The organism is Novosphingobium sp. BAM6, assembly GCF_057784955.1.
The window spans coordinates 992,313-1,017,386 of record NZ_JBYNTR010000001.1 but is presented as its reverse complement, the minus strand read 5'-3'; the positions used below and the strand labels follow the sequence as shown (position 1 = coordinate 1,017,386).

At 65.8% G+C, this 25,074-nt stretch carries 18 protein-coding genes; 14 read left to right on the top strand and 4 right to left on the bottom strand.

Features of this window, described 5'->3' with window-relative positions; all coding sequences use genetic code 11:
* The first annotated feature begins 516 nt into the window (after positions 1-516).
* The 3 genes from AC3EC3_RS04785 to AC3EC3_RS04775 all read left to right on the top strand — a co-directional run bounded on the left by AC3EC3_RS04785 (position 517) and on the right by AC3EC3_RS04775 (position 4,148).
* Complete coding sequence (locus AC3EC3_RS04785; RefSeq protein WP_488488500.1) at positions 517-1,995, top strand: phospholipase D-like domain-containing protein; 1,479 nt, start codon at positions 517-519, stop codon at positions 1,993-1,995.
* Complete coding sequence (folE, locus tag AC3EC3_RS04780; protein ID WP_488488499.1) at positions 1,992-2,603, top strand: GTP cyclohydrolase I FolE; 612 nt, start codon at positions 1,992-1,994, stop codon at positions 2,601-2,603. Before AC3EC3_RS04785 ends, folE begins: the two co-directional genes overlap by 4 nt.
* A gap of 87 nt (positions 2,604-2,690) precedes the next feature.
* Positions 2,691-4,148 carry a hypothetical protein gene (locus AC3EC3_RS04775; RefSeq protein ID WP_488488498.1) on the top strand — a complete coding sequence of 486 codons (1,458 nt, stop codon included), beginning with the start codon at positions 2,691-2,693 and terminating at the stop codon, positions 4,146-4,148.
* Positions 4,149-4,182: 34 nt separating this feature from the next.
* On the opposite strand, the gene AC3EC3_RS04770 is transcribed toward AC3EC3_RS04775, so the two are convergent.
* Complete coding sequence (locus tag AC3EC3_RS04770) at positions 4,183-4,662, bottom strand: redoxin family protein (protein ID WP_488488497.1); 480 nt, start codon at positions 4,660-4,662, stop codon at positions 4,183-4,185.
* A gap of 240 nt (positions 4,663-4,902) precedes the next feature.
* Here AC3EC3_RS04770 and ahcY point away from each other — a divergent pair, with 240 nt between their 5' ends.
* The 8 genes from ahcY to trxA all read left to right on the top strand — a co-directional run bounded on the left by ahcY (position 4,903) and on the right by trxA (position 17,872).
* Entirely contained in the window at positions 4,903-6,324 is a 1,422-nt protein-coding gene (gene ahcY / locus AC3EC3_RS04765) for an adenosylhomocysteinase (protein WP_260922969.1), read from the top strand.
* Between the two features lie 130 nt (positions 6,325-6,454).
* The gene (locus AC3EC3_RS04760; RefSeq protein ID WP_488488496.1) at positions 6,455-8,812 is read left to right on the top strand and encodes a PAS domain-containing sensor histidine kinase; all 2,358 of its coding nucleotides are present in this window, start codon (positions 6,455-6,457) and stop codon (positions 8,810-8,812) included.
* Positions 8,812-9,261, top strand: coding sequence for a tRNA (adenosine(37)-N6)-threonylcarbamoyltransferase complex ATPase subunit type 1 TsaE (tsaE, locus tag AC3EC3_RS04755; protein WP_488489199.1), 450 nt, complete (start codon positions 8,812-8,814; stop codon positions 9,259-9,261). Before AC3EC3_RS04760 ends, tsaE begins: the two co-directional genes overlap by 1 nt.
* 8 nt (positions 9,262-9,269) lie before the next feature.
* Positions 9,270-10,265, top strand: a complete 996-nt coding sequence (locus AC3EC3_RS04750; RefSeq protein WP_488488495.1) for an aminoglycoside phosphotransferase family protein — start codon at positions 9,270-9,272, stop codon at positions 10,263-10,265.
* Complete coding sequence (locus AC3EC3_RS04745; protein ID WP_488488494.1) at positions 10,262-10,999, top strand: nucleotidyltransferase family protein; 738 nt, start codon at positions 10,262-10,264, stop codon at positions 10,997-10,999. The genes AC3EC3_RS04750 and AC3EC3_RS04745 overlap by 4 nt, the downstream gene beginning before the upstream one ends.
* A gap of 7 nt (positions 11,000-11,006) precedes the next feature.
* Entirely contained in the window at positions 11,007-13,973 is a 2,967-nt protein-coding gene (locus AC3EC3_RS04740) for a PD-(D/E)XK nuclease family protein (protein ID WP_488488493.1), read from the top strand.
* On the top strand, positions 13,970-17,470 hold the full coding sequence (gene addA / locus AC3EC3_RS04735; RefSeq protein ID WP_488488492.1) for a double-strand break repair helicase AddA: 3,501 nt from the start codon (positions 13,970-13,972) through the stop codon (positions 17,468-17,470). The genes AC3EC3_RS04740 and addA overlap by 4 nt, the downstream gene beginning before the upstream one ends.
* An 81-nt stretch (positions 17,471-17,551) precedes the next feature.
* Positions 17,552-17,872 (top strand): thioredoxin, encoded by a 321-nt coding sequence (gene trxA, locus AC3EC3_RS04730; RefSeq protein ID WP_260922961.1) that lies wholly within the window; start codon positions 17,552-17,554, stop codon positions 17,870-17,872.
* A 70-nt stretch (positions 17,873-17,942) separates the two neighbouring features.
* Here trxA and AC3EC3_RS04725 read toward each other — a convergent pair whose 3' ends face one another.
* The 3 genes from AC3EC3_RS04725 to argJ are packed head-to-tail and all read right to left on the bottom strand — an operon-like array spanning position 17,943 to position 20,626.
* Positions 17,943-18,758 carry an inositol monophosphatase family protein gene (locus tag AC3EC3_RS04725; protein WP_488488491.1) on the bottom strand — a complete coding sequence of 272 codons (816 nt, stop codon included), beginning with the start codon at positions 18,756-18,758 and terminating at the stop codon, positions 17,943-17,945.
* 15 nt (positions 18,759-18,773) lie between these two features.
* Positions 18,774-19,394, bottom strand: a complete 621-nt coding sequence (locus tag AC3EC3_RS04720; protein WP_488488490.1) for a glutathione S-transferase family protein — start codon at positions 19,392-19,394, stop codon at positions 18,774-18,776.
* A gap of 5 nt (positions 19,395-19,399) precedes the next feature.
* Positions 19,400-20,626 carry a bifunctional glutamate N-acetyltransferase/amino-acid acetyltransferase ArgJ gene (argJ, locus tag AC3EC3_RS04715; protein WP_488488489.1) on the bottom strand — a complete coding sequence of 409 codons (1,227 nt, stop codon included), beginning with the start codon at positions 20,624-20,626 and terminating at the stop codon, positions 19,400-19,402.
* 422 nt (positions 20,627-21,048) lie between these two features.
* Between argJ and AC3EC3_RS04710 the strand changes: the two genes are divergently transcribed.
* The 3 genes from AC3EC3_RS04710 to secA all read left to right on the top strand — a co-directional run bounded on the left by AC3EC3_RS04710 (position 21,049) and on the right by secA (position 24,984).
* Entirely contained in the window at positions 21,049-21,663 is a 615-nt protein-coding gene (locus AC3EC3_RS04710; protein ID WP_488488488.1) for a TonB family protein, read from the top strand.
* 64 nt (positions 21,664-21,727) lie between these two features.
* Positions 21,728-22,054: a hypothetical protein gene (locus tag AC3EC3_RS04705; RefSeq protein ID WP_488488487.1), complete on the top strand. Its 327-nt coding sequence runs from the start codon at positions 21,728-21,730 to the stop codon at positions 22,052-22,054.
* Positions 22,055-22,221: 167 nt separating this feature from the next.
* Positions 22,222-24,984: a preprotein translocase subunit SecA gene (secA, locus tag AC3EC3_RS04700; protein WP_488488486.1), complete on the top strand. Its 2,763-nt coding sequence runs from the start codon at positions 22,222-22,224 to the stop codon at positions 24,982-24,984.
* Positions 24,985-25,074: the final 90 nt, after the last annotated feature.

The window sequence follows — 25,074 nt, the reverse complement described above, 5'->3', positions numbered from 1 at the left end:
AGGGCGATTTTCTTGGCCCGCGATCCACGCAAGGCGGATCATCGGCGTGCCAGGCGATACCGGCCGAAGCCGGTGGGAAAGGCTGATCCCGCAGCTTGCGAACAAGATTCGCAAAGCCAATGCAGTGGACGAACAGCGTTGTGTGATATTCGCACACGCAAACAGGAATGGCCGGTGAACGTTGCAAGATCAACCGCCGAAATGCCCCGATGTTGCGGTGAGGCGTTGGATTCGGGCGATTATACGGTCGGGGCGGGGAAAACGCTTCCATGTCCCTTGCCTGCTTTCGTGTGTGCACATGCAAACAGAAGCGAGAGAGCCGACCGGGAACATGCTGCGCTTTCGGGATTTTCTGTGGCGCAACAGGATTTGGCAACGGACGGGTGATCTGAGGTGGTAGAGCAGGTGGGGCAGGGGATTCAGGAATCGGATCGCGGTGGCATTGCTGCAGAGCCTTTCACTATAACGAATAAACCTGACTGCGACGTCGGCGGCGGTTCCGTATGGCGTTATGCGATGGCGAAGCGCGCCCATGTCGTCATCGATGCAGCCCCGTATTTCAACGTCATCCGCGATGCGATGTGCCAGGCGCAGGAGCGTATCTTCCTGATCGGCTGGGATTTCGATTCGCGTATCCTGCTGTCCGACGGTCGTCGCTGGTGGCAGCGGGGACGCCGGGACAAGGAGCGGTTCCCGGCAAGGCTGGGCACGTTCTTCGTGTGGCTGGTGCGCACCCGTCCCAAGCTGCGCATCCTCGTGCTGCAATGGAACTTCTCGCGCTTCAAGTCGCTGTTTCGTGGCACCATGATGGTCGACCTGATCCGTTGGTCGTTTCGCAAGGGGATCGATTTCCGTTTCGATTCGGCCCATCCGATCGGGTGCAGCCATCACCAGAAGATCGTAGTGATCGATGATAGCTTTGCGGCCTGCGGCGGCATCGACATGACTTCGGATCGCTGGGACACGCCCGAGCATGTGCCACACGATCCGCGCCGCCGCCGTCCGACCGGGCGGCTTTATGGGCCGTGGCACGATGTGACGATGGTGATGGAAGGCGAGGTGGCGCGCACGCTCGCGGACCTTGGCAACGATCGCTGGAAGATCGCGGGCGGCGATGATCTTGCGCCGTGCGCTCCGCGCAAGGACTCGATCTGGCCGGAAGAGCTGGTCGCCGAGTTCGAGAATGTCGAGATCGGCATTTCCCGCACGCGAGCGCAATACCGCGATTGTCCGCAGGTCAGCGAGATCGAGCATCTGTTCGTCGAGCAGATCCGCCGCGCGAAGCGCTTCGTCTATGCCGAGACGCAATACTTCGCCTCGCGCGCGGTCGCCGAGGCGGTCTGCGAGCGGCTGCTGGAACCCGATCCGCCCGAGTTCTGCATCATCAATCCGTTGACCGCCAACGGCTGGCTCGAACAGAAGGCTATGGACACCGCGCGCGTCGAGCTTGTGAAGACCTTGCAGGCGGCCGACCACGCCGGGCGCTTCCGCATCTTCGATCCGCGCGCCGCCGATGGCGAGCCCATCTATGTCCATGCCAAGCTGACGATCATCGATGACGAGATCCTGCGCGTCGGCTCTGCGAACATGAACAACCGTTCGATGGGGCTCGACAGCGAGTGCGATGTCTTCATCGACACGATGCGTCCGGCGAATGGCCATGCGGGCGCGGCGATCACCAGCCTGCGGCACCGCCTGCTGGCCGAACATTGCGGCGTTTCCGAACGCGATATCGCGCGCGCCATCGCGGAGCACGGCTCGATGGCGGGGGCTATCGAGGCGCTGTGCAACGGTCGTCATGGCAAGCATCTCGAACCATTGCCCTTGAAACATCTCTCCGAAGCTGAAAGAGCGCTCGGCGAAAGTGCCTTGCTCGATCCCGAACGCCCCGAGGAGCGGTTCGAACCGATCGAGCGACGCGGGCTGTTCCGTCGCAAGGGGCAGCTCCTGCGAGTGCGCCTGATGGAACGCGTGCGAAGGAGAATGAAGCCATGACCGGTCTGGTCGACGATCACGACGAGGGCCTTCCGCTCGCGAAGCCCGCAGTACCCGAGGATGTACAGGAGGCGATCCGCACGCTGATCCGCTGGTCGGGCGACGATCCAACACGCGAAGGCCTGCTCGATACGCCCAAGCGTGTGGCGCGAGCGTGGAAGGAATATTGCCAGGGCTATGCCGACGATCCGTCGATGCATCTGTCGCGCGTGTTCGAGGAAGTGGGCGGCTACGACGAGGTCGTGCTGCTCAAGGACATCCCGTTCCAGTCGCACTGCGAGCATCATATGGCGCCGATCATCGGCAAGGCGGCGATTGCCTACCTGCCGCGCGATCACGTCGTCGGCATCTCGAAGCTGGCACGCGTGCTGCATGGCTTCGCGCGTCGCCTCCAGATTCAGGAGCGCCTGACCGCAGAAGTAGCCGAATGCATCTGGACGCACCTCAGGCCCCATGGCGTTGCCGTGGTGATCGAGGCCAGCCATGCCTGCATGACCGCACGCGGCGTCCGCACGCAGGGCGTGGGCATGATCACCAGTCGCATGATGGGCACGTTCCGCGACGATGAGCGCAGCCGCAAGGAAGTGCTCAGCCTGATGGGCTATTGATTACGCAAGGTTCAGGGCCGTTCCAAGGGCTCTGAACCGGGGCAGAAGGGGATCTCAAGCATGGTGGGGGCGTCGCAGGATGCGTTCGTGAGAGCGTCTTCCGGCTCCGGCGTGCGCCGCGTTCGCGTGGCGACGGTGGCTCTTGCCGTGGCGCCTGCCATCATGCTGCTGGTGCTGATGGCGCGGCCGGTCTGGGACGTCGATGTCTTCTGGCAATTGAAGCTCGGTGAACTGACGCTGCTGCATCATGCGCCGGTACTGCGCGAACCGTTCGCCGCCCTGCATCTGGGAGAGCCGCTGCCGCGCGTGGGCTGGCTGGCGCAGGCGATCATGGCCGCTGCACGTCTTTCGGGCGGGTGGACGGCGCTGCGGCTGCTGGACGCGCTGTGCTGGGCGGGTGGTTTCTGGGCCATCGCCTGGGCCTGCCGTCGGCGCGGGGCGCGCGCCGAGGCCGTCTTCGCAGCGCTGATGCTGGCATTCGCGCTTACTCTGGCAACGGCGAGCGTCAGGCCGCAAAGCTATGCCGCGTTGTGCTTCGGCCTGTTGCTGGCTTTACTGAGGCTCGATCCGCCTGTCCGGCGCGCCGTGCCGCTGGGTATGTTGTTGCTGATCGTCTGGCAGAACCTTCACCCCTCGATCAGCGTCGGGTTGGTCGTCTTGCTGGCCCATGCGGCACCGGGCTGGCTGGCCTTCATGCGCGATCGCACGAAAACGCCGCCGTGGGCGCCGACATGGCTTGCTGCATGGACCATCCCTGCGATGTTCCTGACGCCCGATGGCCTCGCGATCCTGCGTATTTCGGCGCAGAACGCCCGATCCAGCATTGCTATCCATGCCAGTGAGTGGCTCCCCCTGTGGGCCGGCCCGAACCTTCATCACCTGCTGCTCGTCGCGTTTATTTCGGGGGCGGTGGCTTTTCTCTGGTGCCGCCGTCCGGCGACGGTTCCGGCCCCGGAATGGTTGAGCCTTCTGGCGATGCTGCTGCTAACGCTGACGGCCTACCGCTTCGTCCTGTTTCTGGCTGTTGCGTTGGTTCCCGTCGTTTCACGCTTTCGTTTGACTTCAGCGAGCGATGATGCGGGACAGGCAACACGCTGGCTGTCTCCGGACTCGATCGCTTTGGCCGTCGCGGTGAGTCTTGCATTTCTGCCAACGCGGTTTGCGCCCGATCTGCCGCTGGCGGCTGCCCATCGCCTGAAGGACGCGCATGTTCGCGGTACGGTCTACGCAGACTTTCCCTATGGCGGTATCCTGATCGATACCGGCTGGCCGGACTGGCGGGTCGCCTACGACGGGCGCTATTATCGCTACAGTTCGGACGAGTGGCAGCTCAATGGCGGCGTGGAGGCGGGCTATGTCCCGCTGGTCGATGTGACACGCCACTGGCGCCCCGCGGCGTTCCTGCTGAACGACGAACACAACCGCTCGCTTGCGGGCGAACTCGCGCATTCGCGCCGCTGGTGCCGGATTTTCGACCAGAACCATATCGTCGTCTATGTGCCTGCGTGGAATACGCTGTGTGCATTAAAAAGGCCGCGCCGATAATCGACGCGGCCTTTTTACAATCCGTCCGAAAGGATCAGAGCTGGCCGAGCATGTATTCGGCCGAGCTGACCTCGAACGTACCGGGCTGCTCGACGTTGATCTGCTCGACCACGCCGTCGTTCACGACCATCGAGTAACGCTGACCGCGCAGGCCCATGCCGAAGCCGGTGCCGTCCATCACGAGGTCCACGGCCTTGGCGAAATCGCCGTTGCCGTCAGCCAGCATGGTCACGTCCGTCGAGCCATCGGCACGGTTCCAGGCGCCCATCACGAAAGCGTCGTTGACCGAAGTGCAGGCGATCTCGTCGATGCCCTTGGCCTTGAGGTCGGCAGCCTTGTCGACGAATCCCGGAAGGTGCTTGGCCGAGCAGGTCGGGGTGAAGGCGCCCGGAACCGAGAACAGCGCGACCTTGCGGCCGGCGAAGAAGTCGGCGCTCTGCACCGGCTCGGGGCCGCTTTCCCCGGCCTTTACCAGCTTCACGTCGGGCAGCTTGTCGCCAACGGCAATCGTCATGTGCAAATCCTTTCGATGGCGGGCGAATCCCGCACGGCGCAGCCTAGCTAGGGTGCATGACACCTGCTCGCAACGGGGCTGGTGACGCAAGGCGGTGCAAGCGGTCGCGCGCGAAGCTCCATTCGGACATATAAAGATGTCTTTATATTTGCTATGACAGGGGCAAGCCGCTAGGGAACGCGGCATTGTCGAACGGGTCCGAACACGCGGGCCTGTCCAGTTCCAGGAGTTTCGTGTCCCATGGCCACTGCCGCCAACACCGCGCCCGACTACGCCATCGCCGACATCTCGCTGGCCGATTACGGCCGCGCCGAGATCGCCATCGCTGAAACCGAGATGCCGGGCCTGATGGCCCTGCGCGCCGAATTCGGCGACGCACAGCCGCTCAAGGGCGCGCGCATCACCGGCTCGCTGCATATGACCATCCAGACCGCCGTGCTGATCGAGACGCTGGTCGCGCTCGGCGCCGACGTGCGCTGGGCCACCTGCAACATCTTCTCGACGCAGGACCACGCCGCCGCCGCGATCGCCGCACGCGGCATCCCCGTCTACGCGATCAAGGGCGAGAGCCTGGCCGACTACTGGGATTACGTGGGCAAAATCTTCGACTGGTCGACCGAAGAGAACCCCGATCTCACCGCCAACATCATCCTCGACGATGGCGGCGATGCCACCATGTTCGCCCTGTGGGGGGCACGCGTCGAAGCCGGTGAAACGCTGTTCGAGCCCTCGAACGCCGAGGAAATCGAGTTCGTTCGCGCACTGAACGCCTTCCTCAAGGCCAAGCCGGGCTACCTGACCGCCGCCGTCAAGGCGATCAAGGGCGTTTCGGAAGAGACCACCACGGGCGTTCACCGCCTCTACCACCTCGCCAAGGAAGGCAAGCTGCCGTTCCCGGCGATCAACGTGAACGACTCGGTCACCAAGTCGAAGTTCGACAACCTCTACGGTTGCCGGGAATCGCTTGTTGACGCGATCCGTCGCGCCACTGACGTCATGCTCGCCGGCAAGGTTGCCTGCGTCGCCGGCTTCGGCGATGTCGGCAAGGGTTCTGCGGCTTCGCTGCGCAACGGCGGCGCCCGCGTGATGGTCACCGAGATCGATCCGATCTGCGCGCTTCAGGCTGCCATGGAAGGCTATGAAGTCGTCACCATGGAAGAAGCCGTTGAGCGTTGCGACATCTTCGTGACCGCCACCGGCAACGAAGGCGTCATCACCGGCGCGCACATGGAAGCGATGAAGGACAAGGCGATTGTCTGCAACATCGGCCACTTCGACAGCGAGATCCAGATCTCGGCGCTCGACAACTATGACTGGTACGAAGTGAAGCCGGGCACCGACCTGGTGACCTTCCCCGACGGCAAGCAGGTGATCATCCTCGCCAAGGGCCGTCTGGTGAATCTGGGCTGCGCAACCGGCCACCCCAGCTTCGTGATGTCGGCCAGCTTCACCAACCAGACGCTGGCGCAGATCGAGCTGTTCACCAAGCCCGAAGCCTACGGCAACGACGTCTACGTCCTGCCCAAGCACCTCGACGAGAAGGTCGCCGCGCTCCACCTCGAAAAGCTGGGCGTGAAGCTGACCGTGCTGTCGCAGAAGCAGGCCGACTACATCGGCGTGCCCGCGAATGGCCCGTTCAAGCCGGACCACTACCGCTACTGAGCATGTGTTCCGGTGCAGCGCGCCGGACACCTGCCATGAAATACCGCCCAAAATACCGCAATGGGGCGGGTGCCATGTGCACCTGCCCCATTGTCTTGTCCGCGCGGTCCATCCATAGCCTGAAACACCTATGGTTTCCTCTCCCTACCTCCCGCTGGCGATCGGACTGCTGCTGGGCGCGTGGACGATCGCGGCTGCGTGGGCCGTGATCGCGGCGCGCCTGCGCATGGCACGTGCGGATGCGGCTCTGCGCTCGGCCCGGCGCATGGCGCGCATGGTGGAGGATTCGCCCGCCATTCCGCTGCTGGTGCGCACCGATGGCCGGATTGAGGCCAGTCCGCGCCTTGCGCAGTGGCTGGGGCTCGATGCCGTGCCGCAGTACCTCACCGAGCTTGACGGTGGCGATTGCGGGTTGCCGACGCAGACGCTCGGCGCCTTGGCCGAAGCGGTGCGCCGGACCCAGAAGACCGCCGCCCCGTTCCGCATGACCGTGCGTCCGCGCGGCTCGAAGCGCAGCCTTGCCCTGCGCGGGCATCTGGCCGACCCGCAAGTCTCGCCCGGCGGCGCGGCGCTGGTCTGGCTGTTCGATTTTTCCGACAGCGAGAGCGAACTGGTACGCCTGCGCGAAGAGGCGACACGCGCGCGGGGCGATTTTCATGCGCTCGTCTCGCTGATCGAGGCGGCGCCGATGCCGATGTGGTTCCGCCGCCCGGATGGCGCGCTGCAACTGGTGAACTCGGCCTATGTCGCGGCGGTGGGCGGCTCCGATGCACAGGGCGTGGTCGCCGCCGGGACCGAGCTGATCGAGGCGGTCGATGGCGTCTCCCCCGCGCAGGTCGCTGCCCATGCGCGCGACAAGCATCGCCCGATCGAGCGCGTCGTCTCCACCACCATCAGTGGTCAGCGTCGCACGATGCGCGTCAGCGACCTGCCGCTGGGCGACGATGGCGTGGCGGGCTATGCGATCGACATCGAGGATCTGGAGGAAATGGCGCGCTCGTTCCGCGCTTTCCGCGAGGCGCAGCGCGCGCTGCTCGACCAGCTTTCCGCAGGCGTTGCGCAGTTCGATGGTCGCCGTCGCCTGACCTTTGCGAATCAGCCGTTTCAGCGCCTGCTCTCGCTAACGGCGCGCGATCTCACGGATCCGCCGCTGTTCGAGCGTCTGCTCGATAATGCGCGCGACGCCGGGCGCGTGCCAGAGGCGCGCGACTTTCCCGCATGGCGGCGGGAGCGTACCGGATGGTTCGCCAGAAGTGCCGCGAGCGAGGAAGCGTGGACGCTTTCGGACGGCACGCACCTTCGCGTTGTGGCCCAGCCGGTGCCCGATGGCGGCCTGCTGCTGATCGTCGAGGATCGCACCGAACAGCTGCGTCTCTCGGCCATGCGAGACACGCTGTTGCGCACCCGAACCGCAATGTTCGACAGCCTGTTCGAGGCCGTGGCGGTGTTCGCCCCGGATGGCCGCATGCAGTTGTGGAACCGCCGCTTCGCCTCGGCGTGGGATCTGGAGAACGAGTTCCTCGACCAGCATCCGCATATCGAGGATCTGCTGCGCAAGATCGCTCCGGGCCTGATGCAGCCGCTCGACGCGCAAGGGGTGGGCGATGTGGTCCGTGGCTCCACGCTGGATCGCGCGCACCGCGATGGCCGGGTGACGATGGCGGACGGGCGCGTGCTCAGCTTTGCAGGCGTGCCCTTGCCGGACGGCAACGGGCTGCTGGCAGTGCTCGACATCACCGATAGCCAGAAGGTGGAGACGGCGCTGCGCGAAAGCAATTCGGCGCTGCTGGAGGCCGATGCGATCAAGACGCGCTTCCTCGCCAACACCAGCTACAAGCTGCGCACGCCGCTGACCTCGATCGGCGGGTTTGCCGAACTGCTCGAAACCGGGATCGGCGGAGAGCTGACGGAATCGGGCCGGGACTATGTCGGCGCGATCCTGACCTCGGTCGAGCAATTGGGCGAGGAGATCGACAGCCTGCTTGACCTGTCGCAGGGCGAGGCGGGGCTGCTGCCGCTGCGCAAGGAAGAGATCGATCCGGCGCTGTTCCTGCGTCAGGTGGTTCAGGAGCGGGCCGACCGGCTCGACAAGGCTGGCCTGTCGCTCGATCTCCAGACGCTCGGCCTGCCGCGCCCGATCTTGGCGGACCGCAAGCGTCTGGCGCGTGCAGTCGGGCATCTGGTCGATAACGCCATCGCCGCCAGCCCGCGCGGCGGGCGTATCCTCGTGCAGCTGTCGCGCCGCAAGGCCGAAGGGCGCGGCGATCTGGTGCAGATATCGGTTCAGGATCGCGGCGCAGGAATGGATGGCCGCATGCTCGCCCGCGCGCTCGACGGCATTCGCCTTGGCAGCGACGGCGAGAGCGTTGAGCGACGGCAGGGGCTTGGCCTGCCGCTCGCGCGCCAGCTGGTCGAAGCGCATGGCGGTACGCTCACGCTCCAGTCGGAGCCGGGGGCGGGGACGTTGGCATTGGTGGAGCTACCGTGATCGTACTCGAACTTCCCGATCTTGCCGCGATGGAGCGGCTCGGACAACGCATTGCCGAGGTCTTGCGTCCCGGCGATGTCGTCGCGCTGACCGGTGGCCTTGGCGCGGGCAAGACCACGCTGGCCCGCGCGATCATCGCGGCGCTGGGACATGAGGGCGAGGTCCCGTCGCCCAGCTTCTCGATCGTCGAGCCTTACGATCCCCCGGCGGTGCGCCTGCCGCTGGTCCATGCCGATTTCTACCGGTTGAACGATCCATCCGAGGCCGAGGAGATCGGCCTCGACGATTATCGCCACGGCGCGGCGCTCATCGCCGAGTGGCCCGATCATGCCGGCGGTTTCGCGCATGAGGCAGGCTGCCTTTCGATCACGCTGGAAACTGCGGATGAAGGGCGCAGGGCCATTGTCGAGCCGGGGGCGGATTGGCTAGGGCGAATGCCTCAGGATTGACAGGACCGATGACCCAGACCCGCGCACCACTGCCCCAGGGGCTCGACGAATTCCTTGCCGCCGCCGGTTGGTCCGGCGCGACGATCGATGCGTTGCCCGGCGATGCCTCGTTCCGTCGCTACTTCCGTCTCCACAAGGACGGGAGCAGCGCGATGCTGATGGACGCGCCGCCGCCCAACGAGGACCCGACGCCATTCCTGCGCGCCGCCAGCTGGCTCGACGCCAATGCCATGCGCGCACCGCGTATTCTGGCGCAGGATGCACCGCGCGGGCTCGTGCTGCTGGAGGACTTCGGCCATCAGCGCATGCGCGATCATCTGGATGAGCACCCGGCGGACGAGATGGCGGTCTATCGCGGCGCCATCGATGCGCTGGTCCGTCTGCACGATCTGCCGCCGGGGCCGTTCCTCAACTATTCGCTGGCCGAATATCTGCGCGAAGTGCGCCTGTTCCTCGAATGGTACTGCACCGCGCGCGGTATCTATGTCAATGCGCCCGGCTTCGTTGCGGCGTGGGAAGAGGCACTGGCGCCGCTGCTCGGTCGCCAGCGTCCGGGCGTGACGGTCCTGCGCGATTACCATGCCGAGAACATCATGCTGCTCGGCAGTCTTGAGGATCAGGGTCTGCTGGACTTTCAGGACGCGCTCGTCGGCCATCGCGCCTACGATCTCGTCTCGCTGCTGCAGGATGCGCGCCGCGATGTTCCGCACGCGGTCGAGGCGGCAATGCTGGCGCATTACCTGCGCGAGACCGGCGCCGATCCCGAGCTTTTCCTGGCCGACTACGCCCGCCTCGGTGCCCAGCGAAACGTCAAGATCGTCGGCATTTTCGTGCGGCTGTGGCGGCGCGACGGCAAGGCGCGATACCTCGATCTGATCCCCCGCGTCTGGGCGCAGATGGAGCGCGATTTGCGCCATCCGGCGCTGGCACCGGTTGCGGCATGGTTCGATGCGAACATCCCGGCGGACCTGCGCTCTGCCATGGGCGGGAGCTTCGAGGCATGAGCGCGAACGGGGCCGTGAAGCCGCTTGCCAGCGATACCGCGATGGTCATGGCAGCCGGGATCGGCAAGCGGATGCGTCCGCTCACCGCGACCCAGCCCAAGCCGCTGGTGCGCGTCGCAAGCAAGCCGCTGATCGACTATTCGCTCGACAGGCTGGAAGCCGCAGGCGTCGCGAAGGCCGTGGTCAACGTCCATTATCTTGCCGATCAGCTGGAAGCCCATTGCAAGGGGCGCCGCCGTGCGCCCGCGATCACGCTGTCTGACGAGCGCGAGATGCTGCTCGAAACCGGTGGCGGCATGGTCAAGGCTGCGGACCTGCTGCCCGATCCGTTCTTCTGCCTCAACAGCGACAACATCTGGCTCGACGGTCCACGCGACGTGTTCCACGAACTCTCGCAGGCATGGAATCCGGACATCATGGACGCGCTGCTGCTCGTGGTGCCGCATACCCGCGCGCTGAACTATCGGGGTGAGGGTGATTTCCACCTCGATCCGCTGGGCAAGGTTTCGCGCCGCCAGCCGCGCAAGGTGGCGCCGTTCATCTACACCGGTATCCAGCTGGTCTCCAAGCGCCTGCTGCGCGACGCGCCCGCAGGCGCCTTCTCGACCAACCTGCTGTGGAGCCGCGCCATTGAGGAGGGACGGCTCTACGGTATCTCGCATACCGGCCTCTGGTTCGAGGTGGGCGAGCCGGGCGCCATCGCGCCGACCGAAGCCTGGCTGACCCGTGCCTGAGGGCCGCATGGCCCCGCATATCTATTCCATCGCAGCACATCGCGGATTTGCCGATGCGCTCGTTGCCGGGCTGATCCCGCGCTATGCCGAGGACGAGCTTGGCCTGGCGCGCCTGACGCTGCTGCTGCCGAGCCGTCGCGCGATCCGCACCGTGACCGAAGCGTTCGTGCGCGTGGCAGGCGGCGGCATGCTGCTGCCGCGCATGGCGGTGGTGGGCGATCTTGATCTAGACGAGACGCTGGGGCCGCTGCTCGATCCACTGGGCGCGGCGGATATTCCCCCCGCTGCCGACCCGACCCGCCGCTGGCTGCGTCTGGCGCATTATTTGCGCGAAGTGGAGGGCGATGAGGTCTGGACCGGGCCCGCCCTGCTGCGCCGTGCCTTCGAGATCGGTCGCACGATGGACCGGCTGCTGGTCGAGGATATCGCGCCGATCGACCTGCTGTCCGAGCGGGTGATCGGCATCGTCGGCGAGATGGCCTCGCACTGGACGCGCAACACTGCGACGTTCCTCAAGGTCCAGCAATACTGGATCGCCGAAATGGCCGAGCGCGGCGAGATCGACGCGCCGGAGCGCCGCAATCGCCTGTTCCGACACACCGCCGAGCATTGGCGTGCCGCACCTCCGTCGCATGCGGTTGTCGCTGCCGGTGTCACCAGCGCCTCCCCGGCGCTGGCACGGCTGCTTCGGGTCGTCTCGGAGCTGCCACAGGGCGCGGTGGTGCTGCCAGACTTCGACCTGTCGCTCGAGGCCGAAGTCTGGGACGAACTCGGCACGGCCGGAAACACGCAAGGGCCGGACGATCCGCCGTTCGGTCGCGACGATGCGGTGACGCATCCGCAATACCACCTGAAACTGCTACTCTCGCGCATGGGGTTGACGCGCGAGGAAGTACGGGCCTGGCATCGCTCCGGTCTTGGCCCGACGCCACCTGCGCGCAGCAAGGCGATCTCCAGCCTGTTCCTGCCGCCAAAAGCCTCGGCGCAATGGGTCTCGCTGCCCGCAGAACGCCGCCGTCTGTCGGGCGTGCGCCTGATGGAGACAGCGCATCCCGGCGAGGAAGCACAGGCCATTGCCGTGCTGATCCGGGAGGCATTGGAAACGCCCGAACGCCGCGTGGCGCTGATCACGCCGGACCGGGGCCTCGCAGGTCGCGTGGTCGCGCAACTGCGGCGCTGGGATATCGAGGCGGACGATACCGCAGGCCGCGCATTGCCGATGACGGCGGCGGGCCGGGCATTCCTGCTGCTCGCCGAAGTGCTGGCCGAACAGGCCGCACCCGTGCCGCTGATCGCACTGCTGACCCATCCGCTGGCGGGATCGGGCGAGGGGCGCGCAGGCTGGCTGGAGAATGCGCGCAAGTTCGATCTTGCGCTGCGCGGCCCGCGCCCGGCAGCAGGCCTCGCCACCTTGCGTGAGACTGCCGAAAGCCGCCGCCTTGCCGAATGGTGGACTTCGGTTGAGGCGGTGCTGGTTCCGCTGTTCGCGTTGGAAGGTGCGCAGCCGCTGGACGATCTGCTCGGGGTGCTGGCTGAGGGCATCGAAGGCCTGTGCGGCGAAATGGTCTGGGGCAATGCCGATGGCCGCGCGCTCAGCCAGTTCGTCGAGGATTTGCGGATGGCTGCGTCCTCGGCAGGAACGATGGTCGAGCCGCGAGATCTCCATGCGGTGTTGCGTGATGCGATGGACCGCATTGCCGTCCGTCCGCCGTGGGGCGGGCACCCGCGCGTGGCCGTCTACGGTCTGCTCGAAGCCCGGATGAGCCGCGCCGATCTGGTGATCTGTGCCGGGCTGACCGAGGGTATGTGGCCTGCCAGCCCATCGCAGGATTCGCTCCTGCCGCCCGCAGTGCTGCGCGCGCTGGGCGTGCCGGGCGCGGATTTCCGCATCGGTCTTGCCGCGCACGACCTTGCAGGCGCGCTCGGCGCGCCCGAGGTCGTGCTCAGTTGGGCGCGCCGCGACGAGGGTGGCCCGGTGATCGCCTCGCGCTTCGTGCTGCGCGTGCTCGCCATGGCGGGTGGCGAGGTGGCGCGGGAGACGCGGGCGGTGGAACTGGCGCAAAAGATCGACCGCGCCGCCGCCGTGCCGTCGCATCCCCGTCCGCAACCGATGCCCGATGCCGAGCAGCGCCGTGTCGACATTTCCGTGACCGCTCTCGATCGCCTGCGCGGCGATCCCTATCAGTTCTACGCCAGCGCGGTGATGAACCTGCGCCGTCTTGATGCCATAGACGCCGAGCCGAGCGCGGCTTGGAAGGGCGAAGTCGCGCACAAGATCCTGGAGGAATGGCACGCCGCAGGAGAACCGCCGCTGGGATTGCCAGGGATCGCGCAGGACGTTCTGCTGCGCAGCAATACCCACCCGCTGATGCGCGCACTGTGGTGGCCGCGTCTTGCCGCTGCGCTTGATACGTTTGCGCAGCGCGTGCTGACGGATAAGGCCGAAGGTCGCCGCGTGCTGCGTTACGAAGCCAAGGGCGAAATGCGCCGCAAGGACATTCGTATCCATGGCCGCGCAGACCGGATCGACAAGTTGGCAGGAGGCGGGCTGGCGGTGGTCGATTACAAGACCGGTCAGCCGCCCTCGAAACAGATGGTGCTCGACGGTTTCGCGCTGCAACTCGGGCTTGTCGCGCTGATCGCAGAGGCAGGCGGCTTCGAGGACGTGTCCGGCGAAGCCTCGGCCTTCGAATACTGGTCTTTCGGCAAGGTGAAGGACCAGTTCGGCTATGTCGTCGAGCCGGTAACGGACGATGAGAAGAAGCGCGGAAAGGTGATGATGCGCGACGAGTTTCTGGGCGAGACGGCGCACTATCTGGATGAAGCGCTCGACCGCTGGATTCTCGGCACCGAGCCTTTCACTGCGCGCCTCAACCCGGAACTGGGCTCTTATGCGGACTACGACCAGCTGATGCGTCTGGATGAATGGATCACCTCGCTCGGCGGTCCGGCAGACAGGGAGATCGAGGCATGAGCGGTCCGGCGAAAGTCTGGCCGCTGCACGGGAACCAGATGCGCGCGGTCGATCCGCTGGAAACGGTGTGGCTCTCGGCTTCGGCAGGCACGGGCAAGACGCAGGTGCTGTCCTCGCGCGTGCTGCGGCTTTTGCTGCAACCGGACGTCACGCCTTCGCAGATCCTGTGCCTGACTTTCACCAAGGCCGGAGCGACCGAAATGGCCGCGCGCGTCAACGGGACGCTGGCCGAATGGGTGCGGCTGGAGGATACGCACCTCGCCGCAAGGCTGGAGGCGATCGGCGCCTCGGGCGATCCAGCGACGCGCGCCCGCGCCCGCACGCTGTTTGCCGCCGTGCTCGATTCGCCGGGCGGAGGTCTGCGGATCGATACCATTCACGCCTTCTCGCAGTGGCTGCTCGCGACCTTCCCGCAGGAGGCGGACCTGATCCCCGGCACGCGGCCGATGGAAGATCGCGAGCGCGTGCTGCTGGCGCGGCAGGTGCTGGCCGATCTACTGGTTTCCGCCGAGAGCGATCCGCTCGGCGATCCGTCGCTGCTGCGCGCGGTCGAGGCGCTGTCGATGCGGCATGGGCCTGAAGCCGTGGAAGCGTTCCTGCTACGGTGCGCACAGGCGCGCGAGGCGTGGTTCGGTCCTGGTGCCTGGCCGGCGGGCGACATGCGTGCGCATGTGCTGCGCCTACTCGAATTGCCGGGCGATGCCGATGGCGCGATGGTCGAGGCGATGTGCGCTGACCAGGCGTTCGACGTGGTCTCGCTGCGCCGCTGTCGTCTGGTCAATGCCGAATGGGCGACCAAGACCGGCGAGGCGGCGGCCTATGCGATCACCGCGTGGCTCGAGAAGGCGCCTGCCGAGCGGCTCGCCGGGTTCGACGACCTGCGCAAGGTGTTCCTGACGGCCAAGGACGAGCCCAAATCCACCACCAATCAGGACAAGCGCGATCCCGAATACGGCGCTTATGCCGCGCGGGTCTGCGAGGCGATCTTCCGTGTGCTCGATCTCAGGGCGCGGCTGGCGTTGGTCGAGCGACTGGTGCCCGCGCTGCGGCTCGGTCGCGCCTTCGCGCTGGCGTGGGATGCGGCCAAGCAGCGCGAGGGGCTGATCGATTTCGATGACCAGATCCGCCGCGCCGCGCAGCTTCTGGGGCAGCGCGAGCAGGCCGACTGGATCCGCTACAAGCTGGACCGGCGCTTCGACCATATCCTGGTCGACGAGGCGCAGGATACCAACGCGGCGCAGTGGGACATCGTCATGGCCATCGCCGGCGAGTTCTGGGCGGGCGAGGGGCAGCACGGCGATCTGATGCGCACGCTCTTCGTCGTGGGCGATTACAAGCAGGCGATCTTCCGCTTTCAGGGGACGAGCCCGGAGAACTTCCGCCGTGCGGCTGATCGTGTCCGCAAGACGATGGCCGATGCCGCCGACAATGCGGCCATGTTGCGCGGAGGCGGTCTTCTGCGCGAACTTCGTGAATACGGGCTCGATCGCAGCTTCCGCACGGCGCAACCGGTGCTTGATTTCGTTGACGCGGCGATTGGGGCGATCGGTCACGCGCAGTTCGGCCTTTCCACGCCACCCGAACCGCATGTCGGCGAGCAGCGTCCCGGCTATGTCGCGCTGTGGCAACCGGTTGGCGGTGCGGGGGAGGTGGAGGCCGAACTTGAGGACGAGGCGGACGAGGGGCAGGAGAACTGGCTCTCCAAGCCCGACCGCCAGATGGCCGACCAGATCGCCGCGCAAGTGCGCGAATGGCTCGATCCCAACGGCCCTGGCTTTACGCTGCACAAGGGCAGCACGCGCCGCGCGAATGCCGGTGACATCATGGTGCTGGTGCGCCAGCGCAAGGAACTGGCGGCGCTGATCGTCGCGCGTCTCCATGCGGCAGGCGTCGATGTGGCGGGTGTCGACCGCCTGCGTCTGGGTGCTCCGCTGGCGGTGAAGGATCTGGTGGCGGCGCTGCGCTTTGCCGTTCAGCCCCTGGATGATCTGAATCTGGCGTCGTTGCTGGTTTCGCCGCTGGTTGGCTGGTCGCAGGAACAACTGCTTCGTTTCGGATATCGTGAGCGGAACGTTACGTTGTGGAGCCATCTGCGAGCCTCGCGCGAGCCTGAGGTCGCCACTCTGCTCGGGCAACTGGGCGAGCTGCTGGCCAAGGCCGACTTCGGCACACCGCAGGATCTGCTGCACTGGCTGTTGGTCGGACCGTGGCAGGGGCGCCGCCGTCTGACGGCGCGGCTCGGCAGCGAAGCCAACGATCCCATCGACGAGCTGCTCAACGCCGCCAGCGCCTATGTCGCGACCGATACGCCGAGCCTTGCAGGGTTCCTCGCGTGGTTCGACGCAGGCGACGGCGAGTTGAAGCGCGAGGCGGATGGCGCCTCGGGTCTCGTGCGGGTGATGACGGTTCATGGCTCGAAAGGGCTTCAGGCGCCGATCGTCATTCTGGCAGACGCCACCGGCAATCCCGAGACCGCGCGCGATCGCGGTATCGACTTGCCGGACCCGGCGAACGAGCGCCGCCGCATTCCGCTGCCGCCGCTGTCTAAGGACGAGAAACGCGGCCCCATCGAGAGCGAGATCGCGCACAACAAGACCGGCGACGAGCAGGAGCACTGGCGCCTGCTCTATGTCGCCATGACCCGCGCCGAGGAAGCGCTGTTCGTGGGCGGTGCGCTGGGTTCAAGGGACAAGGGCGTTCCTGCGCCCAAGAGCTGGTACGCGAAGCTGCGCGAGATTTTCCCGACAGAGGCCGCCGTCGCCGATCCGATCTGGGGCAGTCGCTGCGAGCGGGGTGCGCTGTCACCGTTTGCTCCCGCAGCCGAGACCCAGGCTAAGGTGCCCGAACTGGCGCTGGAGGAACCGATTCCGCGCTGGCTCGATCGACAGCCGCCCGCCGAACCTCGCCCGCCGCGCCCGCTAGCACCCTCTGCACTTGGTGAAGACGAAGCCCCCGATCCACCATGGCCGCCCGCTGCCGGTCGCGATGCCGCGCGCCGGGGGACGCTGGTCCACCGCCTGCTCGAACGGCTGCCCGATGTGGCGGCAGGCTTGCGTGAGGAGGCCGCGCTGCACTGGCTGGAGCGCCATGCCGCCGATCTCGACGAGGCGGTGCGTGGAGAACTCGCAGCCAGTGCGCTGACGGTACTGGAGGAGCCCGCATGGGCCGATCTGTTCGCGGCCGGATCGCTCGCCGAAGTGCCGATTGCCGCCGTCGTCGGCGGGCAGGTCGTCGCGGGCACCATCGACCGGCTGGTGGTGACGCCGACGCATGTGCGGCTGGTCGATTTCAAGACCTCGCGCCGCCCGCCTGCTGATATTGCCGCCGTGCCGCGCGCTATCCTGCGGCAGATGGCGGCCTATGTCGCCGCGCTGGAAGTGACCTTTCCGGGGCGCACGGTGGAAGCCGCGCTGCTCTACACCGCTGCGCCGCGCCTGATCGCGGTTCCTGCCGACCTTATCGCCGCGAACAAGCCGGACTTGGCCGCGACGCAGTAAAGCTTGGAAGAAAGGGGCGTTGCGTAGCGTCGTTTCCTCCCTAGATTGTCACCAACATCCTTTTGTGGAGCATTTTCGATCATGTCGACCATCGCCGTTACCGACGCCAGCTTCGAGGCAGACGTTCTCAAGTCCGACAAGCCCGTGCTCGTCGATTTCTGGGCTGACTGGTGTGGCCCGTGCAAGATGATCGCCCCGGCGCTCGAAGAGATCGCCGCCGAACTCGACGGTCAGGTGACGATCGCCAAAATGGACATCATGGCCAACACCCAGACGCCTGCCGATTTCGGCGTGCGCTCGATCCCCTTCCTCGTGCTGTTCAAGGACGGTCAGAAGGTTGCCGAAAAGCTCGGCGCAGCGCCCAAGAGCGCGCTCAAGGGCTGGATCGAAAGCGAGATCTGATCTCGCGCTTCGCTGTCTGAGAAGACAAGAAACCCCTCCCGCCAATATGGCCGGAGGGGTTTTCTTTTGTTCAGGCCGTGCGCTTGGCCAGCAGGTTTGCGAAATCGTCCCACAGCCGGGGCGAGGCTGCGCCGATCAACCCGCGCCGGTCGTATTCGTCGACGCGGTAGGCGCTGCCGTCCTCGCGCGCAGCCCTGCCGCCCGCTTCATTGAGGAACAGCACGCCCGCCGCATGGTCCCAGGGCAGCGTGCGGTTGAACACGGCAATGTCGTTCTGGCCGAGCATCAGGCGCGGATACTGCTCGGCGGCGCAACGCGGAATGTCGACCAGCGTGTAGTGCGGCGCGACGTGGGCGCTGACTTCGGCCCGCTCTGCCGGGTTCATGAAGATCGTCGAGATCGCCGCGACTGGTCTGGCCTCGCCGGTGGTGCGCGCGGTAACACGCTCGCCGTCGATCCACGCGCCGCCGCCCGGCGTGGCGGAGCAGAAGCGTCCGGTCAGGCTGTCGAGAATCCAGCCGCCCAGCGTCTCGCCCTTGTCCGCCAGCGCGACAAGCACGCCGAACGGGGCTTTTCCTGCCGCGAAGTTGTTGGTGCCGTCGAGTGGATCGACGATCCAGCACAGGCTGTCCTTAAGGGGCGCCATGCGGCTTTCATCGTCGAACACGGCCTCTTCGCCCACGACCACGGCATCGGGCAGCAGCGCCGAGAGCTGCTCGGTCAGGAACGCTTCGCTGGCCTTGTCCGCCACGGTCACGACGTCATCGGGCGCCTTGGCGTCGATCTGGTCGCTCGAGAGCGTGCGGTAGTGCGGCAGGATCGCCTGCTCGCTGGCCTGCCGCATCAGGGCTTCGACGGCAGGGGTGAGGCGGGCAAGATTGGTCATGGGGCGCTTTGGTCCTCAGGTCAGCGGGATCATCACGTGTTCGGAAAAGCCGGGGCGCTCGCGGAGGCGGGCATACCACTCGGCGATGTTCGGGAACTCGGGCTTCTGGTAGGGCAGGGCGAACCAGGTGTGGATGTAGCAGCCCATCGGAATGTCGCCGATGCCGAACTGGCCGCCGGAGAGCCACTGGTTCTGGGCCAGATGCGCTTCGAGGACGGCGAGGTGCGAGGCGCAGGTTACGACGTCGCGATCGATCGCGGCCATGTCCCACTTGTCCTGCGGGATGCGCGCCATAGACAGGAACGGCAGGCGCTGACCGTCGGCATAGGTGAACTGCCAGTCCATCCAGCGGTCGGCGAGGGCGCGGTCGATGGGGTCGCGCGCGAACCAGCGCTCGCCGCCGTATTCCGCGGCCATGTAGCGCAGGATCGCGTTCGATTCCCACAGCGCGATCTTGCCGTCCTCGATCATCGGCACGAGGCGGTTTGGGTTCTTCGCCAAATACTCGTCGGAGTAGCCGAAAGCCCCGCCCATGTCGCGCCGTTCGAAGGGCAGGCCAAGCTCCACTGCGAACCACGCAATCTTCTTGACGTTGTGCGAGTTGGGGCGGCCCCAGAGGATGAAATGCGCAGCCATGGCGCTCAGCTCCGGTAATCTGCGTTGATCGAGATGTAGCCGTGCGTCAGGTCGCAGGTCCACACCGTGGCGGTGCCGTCGCCCAGGCCGAGATCGACCTCGATGGTCACGTCCTGACACTTCAGATGCGCAGCGACCGGCGCCTCGTCGTAGTCGGCGAGCGGCAGGCCCTCTCGGGCGCACCAGATGCCGCCGAAGCCGATGGAAAGCGTATCGCGGTTGGCAGGCTCGCCCGCCTTGCCGACCGCCATGACCACGCGGCCCCAGTTGGCATCCTCGCCCGCGATGGCGGTCTTGACCAGCGGCGAGTTGGCGATGGCCATGCCGACCGTGCGCGCGCTCTCGTCCGAGACTGCGCCGGAGACGGTGACGGCGATGAACTTCTGCGCGCCTTCGCCGTCGCGCACCACCAGATGGGCAAGCTGGCGACAGACGTCGTGGACGGCGGCGGCGAAGGCGTGGGCTCCGGCGTCCTCGATCGAGGTGAGCGACGTATTGCCCGCCTTGCCGGTGGCGAAGGCCATCACGGTGTCGCTGGTCGAGGTGTCGGAATCGACGGTGATGCACGAGAACGTGCGCAGGTTCGCCGAAGAGAGGCAGGCCTGCAGGAACGCCGGGCTGACCGCGGCATCGGTGAACAGGTAGCCCAGCATCGTCGCCATGTCGGGCGCGATCATGCCCGAACCCTTGATGATCGCGCTGATCGTGATCTTGGTCTCGCCGATCATCGCGGTGGCGGTGGCGCCCTTTGCGAAAGTATCGGTGGTGGCGATGGTGTTCGCGGCCTCTTCCCAGGTGCAGGCATCGGCGGTCAGGGCCTTCTCGACGCCCTCGCGCGCCTTGTCCTTGGGCAGCGGCACGCCGATCACGCCGGTCGAGGAGACGAAGACCTGTTCCTTCGGGCAGCCGATCTGACCTGCGACCTGCGCCATGATCTGCTCCACCGCCTCGCGCCCGCGATAGCCGGTGAAGGCATTCGAATTGCCCGCATTGACCACCAGCGCGCGGGCCTGGCCTTGCGCGATATTGGCGCGGCCGATCTCGACCTCGCTGGAGCAGCACAGGTTCTTCGTGAACACGCCTGCCACGCTCGTCCCTTCGTCCATCGAGACGTAAGTGAGGTCGCAGCGGCCCCAGTCCTTGTAGCCGGCACGCACCACATGCGGCGTCACGCCCGCGATGGCGGGAAGGGCGGGGAAGGGCTGAGCGAGCGGGGAGGTGGGATAGGCCATGGCCGGTTGCCTAGCGCGTGGGCGGGACAGGTCAAGGGAGCTTGGCGGAGCGCGGAACACAAGCCCTCGCAAGGTGACAGGTTGACACAGTTGACACGGTCCAGAGGAGAAGTGTCACCTTGCCCGTGGAGCGTGTCTCCTCGCGGCGAAAAGCCGCTGTTTCGTGAGAACGAAAGTGTCACCTTGCGGCGCACGAGGCGGAGAGTTGCGGACATGATGTGCAACTTACCGCGCCGGGATCCATGTAGGAAAATGGCATCGCAAAAGAGGTGCGACAGAACAGGGGCGTGTGTCGTCACCCATGGCCCTGACCGCAAGGCTTCAATTCCTTCTGGTCATATTCCTTCCCGCTTCATAAAACTGCGGCGGGATAAAGCTGAGGCGAGATATTCAGGGGCGAAATGAACAACATATCGAAAACAATGGTGGCTCTTCTGGCCATGTCGGGAGTGGCCAGCGCCGCGATGGCCTCGTCGGTGCCGATCACCGGCGCCGAGCAAATCCGGGAAAGCGCGCAGGGCAAGGTGCAAGGGCCGCGTCCGAATGGCAATCCCGGCGCATGGGTTCTGCCCGACGATTATCCCAAGGGCGGTGCTCAGGGGCGTACCGGTGTACGCTTGACGGTGGGCGCGGACGGACGAGTGACGACCTGCACCGTCACCTCGTCCAGCGGAAACGATGAACTCGACCAGACGGCGTGCGCGCGCCTTGCCGAGCGGGCGACGTTCTATCCCGCCACAGACAACAAGGGCCGGGCCGTCGCGGGCACGTACAGCACAGCCGTGAAATGGACGCAGGATGAAGAAGGCAGGCATCTTGCCCCGGGCGCCACGACGATGATCGTGGACGTCGAGGCAGATGGCAGCGTCGCCAATTGCCGGATGGTGGAGGCCACGGGCATGTTCGCGGGGCGCGAAGAACAGGCGGAGGCGGCTTGCCGCAAATCCACCTATGCGCCGTTCCATGATGACAAGGGTAATCCCGTCCCCCGGCGGATCACGGTCAAGAACTCGATTTCGATCGATCCCGTACCGTGACGAGTTTCCGGGCATCCATTGTTCGCTGCACGCGTCTATGATTGCAGGATAAAGCGCATTCGCGGTGGACAGGGCCTCTCGCGCATCCTATCTCGTCGCCATGGCGAACCGCTTCGTCCTGACCCTGCTTGCCCTGCTGACGGGCCTTGTCGCGCAGATCGGCCCTGCCGAGGCGCGTATGGTGCCTGTCGCCAGCGTGCAGTTGGGGCTGGGCGCTCAGGTGGACAGTCTGGTCGAGAGTCTGAAGGCGCCGCGCGCGCCTATCGCGCTCGCGCGATTGCCCGAACCGGGGTTCAGCAATACCCGTCGCCATGCGCCTGCCGAACTTCCGGGCTTCGCGCCCCGCCGTCCCCTGACGGTGCAGACCGGCAGCGACCGCGCGCTGCAATAAGCGCGAGCGCGTCATACCCCATTCCCGACCGCGCGCGGCCCTGAAGGTCCGGCGTGCGTGTCCTGCGAGACCCGTGTCGCTGTTGCGCGTGAACCCCGCGCCGCCACCTCCGTCCGGTTCCGCCTGCCACCCATATCGAATCTAAAGAAAACAGGGATACCAAGGCCATGTTCGGCTCTCTCATGAAGTCCGTCTTCGGCTCGTCAAACGAGCGTTACGTCAAGTCGCTCGACAAGGTGATTGCCCAGATCGCCGGTTTCGAACCGGTGCTGAGCGCGCTGAGCGACGAGGAACTCAAGGCCCAGACTCCCAAGCTGCGCGCGATGCTGGCCGCAGGATCCACGCTCGACGATATCATGCCCGAAGCCTTCGCTACCGTGCGAGAGGCCTCGAAGCGCGTGTTCGGCATGCGTCACTTCGACGTGCAGCTGATCGGCGGCATGGTGCTCCATCGCGGCGAGATCGCCGAAATGCGCACCGGTGAAGGCAAGACGCTGGTTGCGACCGCGCCGACCTATCTGAATGCGCTGGAAGGCAAGGGCGTCCACGTCGTCACCGTGAACGACTATCTTGCCCGCCGCGACGCCGAGCAGATGGAGCAGCTCCACGGCTTCCTCGGCCTGACCGTTGGCGTGATCGTGCCCAACCTTGGCGAATACGAGCGCCGCGAGGCCTATGCCGCCGACATCACCTACGGCACGAACAACGAGTTTGGCTTCGACTACCTGCGCGACAACATGAAGCACGAGCGCAGCCAGATGGTGCAGCGCCCCTTCAACTACGCGATCGTCGACGAGGTGGACTCGATCCTGATCGACGAGGCACGCACGCCGCTGATCATCTCGGGGCCGACCGACGACAAGAGCGAGCTTTACATTTCGGTCGACGCGGTCGTGAAGCTACTCGCCCCGGAGGACTACGAAGCCGACGAGAAGCAAAAGTCGATCACCCTGACCGAGGACGGCGTGGAGCGCGTCGAGCGCATGCTCGAAGAGGCGGGCCTGCTGGTCGGCTCGAACCTCTACGATGTCGAAAATACGCTGGTCGTGCATCACCTTGAGCAGGCGCTCAAGGCGGTGATGATGTTCAAGCGCGACACCGATTACATCGTCAAGGACGGCAAGGTCGTCATCATCGACGAGTTCACCGGCCGCATGATGGACGGACGTCGCTGGTCGAGCGGCCTGCACCAGGCGGTCGAGGCCAAGGAAGGCGTGAACATCGAGCCCGAGAACCAGACGCTGGCCTCGATCACCTTCCAGAACTACTTCCGCATGTATCCCAAGCTTTCGGGCATGACCGGCACGGCGGCGACCGAGGCGGGCGAGTTCTACGACATCTACAAAATGAACGTGGTGACGATCCCCACCAACCTGCCGATCCAACGCATCGACGAAGAGGACGAGTTCTACAAGAACACGCTCGACAAGTTCGCGGCGATCGCGAAGCTGATCCGCGAAAAGCACGAGATCGGTCAGCCGGTGCTGGTCGGCACCGTCTCGATCGAAAAGTCGGAACTGCTCTCGGACTTCCTCAACAAGGAAGGCGTCAAGCACTCGGTGCTGAACGCGCGTTTCCATGAGATGGAAGCGCATATCGTTGCGCAGGCGGGCAGCCCCGGCGCGGTGACGATCGCCACCAACATGGCCGGGCGCGGCACCGACATCCAGCTGGGCGGCAACGTCGAGTTCCGCGTCGAGGACGAACTGCGCGACATGCCCGAGGGGCCCGAGCGCGAGGAGGCCATCGCCCGCATCAAGATGGAAGTGGCCGAGCAGAAGCGACTGGTGATCGAGGCCGGTGGCCTGTGTGTCATCGGCACCGAGCGCCACGAGAGCCGCCGCATCGACAACCAGCTGCGCGGCCGTTCGGGCCGTCAGGGCGATCCGGGCCTGTCGAAGTTCTACCTCTGCCTCGAAGACGATCTGCTGCGTATCTTCGGTCCGGACACCCTGTTCGCCAAGATGATGAACAGCAACCTGGCCGATGGCGAGGCGATCGGTTCCAAGTGGCTGTCCAAGGCGATCGAGACCGCGCAGAAGAAGGTCGAGGCGCGCAACTACGAGGTCCGCAAGCAGGTCGTCGAATACGACGACGTGATGAACGATCAGCGCAAGGTGATCTACGAGCAGCGCTCGGACATCATGGATGCCGAGACGGTGGACGACGTGGTGCTCGACATGCGCCACGAGACGATCAACTCGCTGGTGGCAGATGCCTGTCCGCAAGGGTCGTATCCCGAGCACTGGGACATCGAAGGCCTGACCGCGAAGGCCAAGGACATCCTCGGCGTCGATGCCCCGATCGCGGCCTGGGCCGACGAGGACGGTGTCGATCCCGAAACCGTCGAGCAGCGGCTGACCGACGCGGCCGATGCGCACATGGCCGACAAGATGGCAAACGACGATCCGGCGATCTGGCGTCAGGCCGAGAAGACCATCCTGCTCGACCGCCTCGACAACCACTGGAAGGATCACCTCGCCACGCTCGATGCGCTGCGCCAGGTGGTGTTCCTGCGCGCCTATGCGCAGAAGACGCCGATCAACGAGTACAAGCAGGAAGCCTTCGGTCTGTTCGAGCACATGCTCGATGCGATCCGCGTGGACGTGACGCGCATCCTCTCGATCAGCGAACTGCGCATGCCCGAAATTTCGACGCTGCCGGAACTGCCGGACTTCCTGACCGGCCACATCGACCCGCTGACCGGCTTCGATGACAGCAACGACGGGGACGGATCGGCGTTCAATCCCGAACTGTTCGCCTCGCTGGCAGGTGGCCCGCAGCCCGCGCCCGTCGGGTTCGGTCAGACCGCCCCGGCAGGCGCACCGGAAGGTGGCGATCCCTATGCCGAGATGGGCATCAGCCGCAATGCGATGTGCCCTTGCGGTTCGGGCCAGAAGTACAAGCACTGCCACGGCGCGCTCGTCTGATCGCGCGCTGATCCAGGCTGACATCACAAAGGGGGTGGGGATCGGCAGACCGGTTCCCGCCCCTTTTGCGTGGGCGTGTTCCGTTCGTCG

Excerpts from the sequence above, each read along its gene's own strand:
- AC3EC3_RS04760 (WP_488488496.1), top strand. The coding sequence starts at position 6,455 with ATGGTTTCCTCTCCCTACCTCCCGCTGGCGATCGGACTGCTGCTGGGC.
- secA (WP_488488486.1), top strand. The coding sequence starts at position 22,222 with ATGTTCGGCTCTCTCATGAAGTCCGTCTTCGGCTCGTCAAACGAGCGT.
- folE (WP_488488499.1), top strand. The coding sequence starts at position 1,992 with ATGACCGGTCTGGTCGACGATCACGACGAGGGCCTTCCGCTCGCGAAG.
- AC3EC3_RS04750 (WP_488488495.1), top strand. The coding sequence starts at position 9,270 with ATGACCCAGACCCGCGCACCACTGCCCCAGGGGCTCGACGAATTCCTT.
- AC3EC3_RS04720 (WP_488488490.1), bottom strand. The coding sequence starts at position 19,394 with ATGGCTGCGCATTTCATCCTCTGGGGCCGCCCCAACTCGCACAACGTC.
- AC3EC3_RS04745 (WP_488488494.1), top strand. The coding sequence starts at position 10,262 with ATGAGCGCGAACGGGGCCGTGAAGCCGCTTGCCAGCGATACCGCGATG.
- ahcY (WP_260922969.1), top strand. The coding sequence starts at position 4,903 with ATGGCCACTGCCGCCAACACCGCGCCCGACTACGCCATCGCCGACATC.
- trxA (WP_260922961.1), top strand. The coding sequence starts at position 17,552 with ATGTCGACCATCGCCGTTACCGACGCCAGCTTCGAGGCAGACGTTCTC.
- AC3EC3_RS04740 (WP_488488493.1), top strand. The coding sequence starts at position 11,007 with ATGGCCCCGCATATCTATTCCATCGCAGCACATCGCGGATTTGCCGAT.
- argJ (WP_488488489.1), bottom strand. The coding sequence starts at position 20,626 with ATGGCCTATCCCACCTCCCCGCTCGCTCAGCCCTTCCCCGCCCTTCCC.
- AC3EC3_RS04770 (WP_488488497.1), bottom strand. The coding sequence starts at position 4,662 with ATGACGATTGCCGTTGGCGACAAGCTGCCCGACGTGAAGCTGGTAAAG.
- AC3EC3_RS04725 (WP_488488491.1), bottom strand. The coding sequence starts at position 18,758 with ATGACCAATCTTGCCCGCCTCACCCCTGCCGTCGAAGCCCTGATGCGG.
- addA (WP_488488492.1), top strand. The coding sequence starts at position 13,970 with ATGAGCGGTCCGGCGAAAGTCTGGCCGCTGCACGGGAACCAGATGCGC.
- AC3EC3_RS04710 (WP_488488488.1), top strand. The coding sequence starts at position 21,049 with ATGGTGGCTCTTCTGGCCATGTCGGGAGTGGCCAGCGCCGCGATGGCC.
- AC3EC3_RS04785 (WP_488488500.1), top strand. The coding sequence starts at position 517 with ATGGCGAAGCGCGCCCATGTCGTCATCGATGCAGCCCCGTATTTCAAC.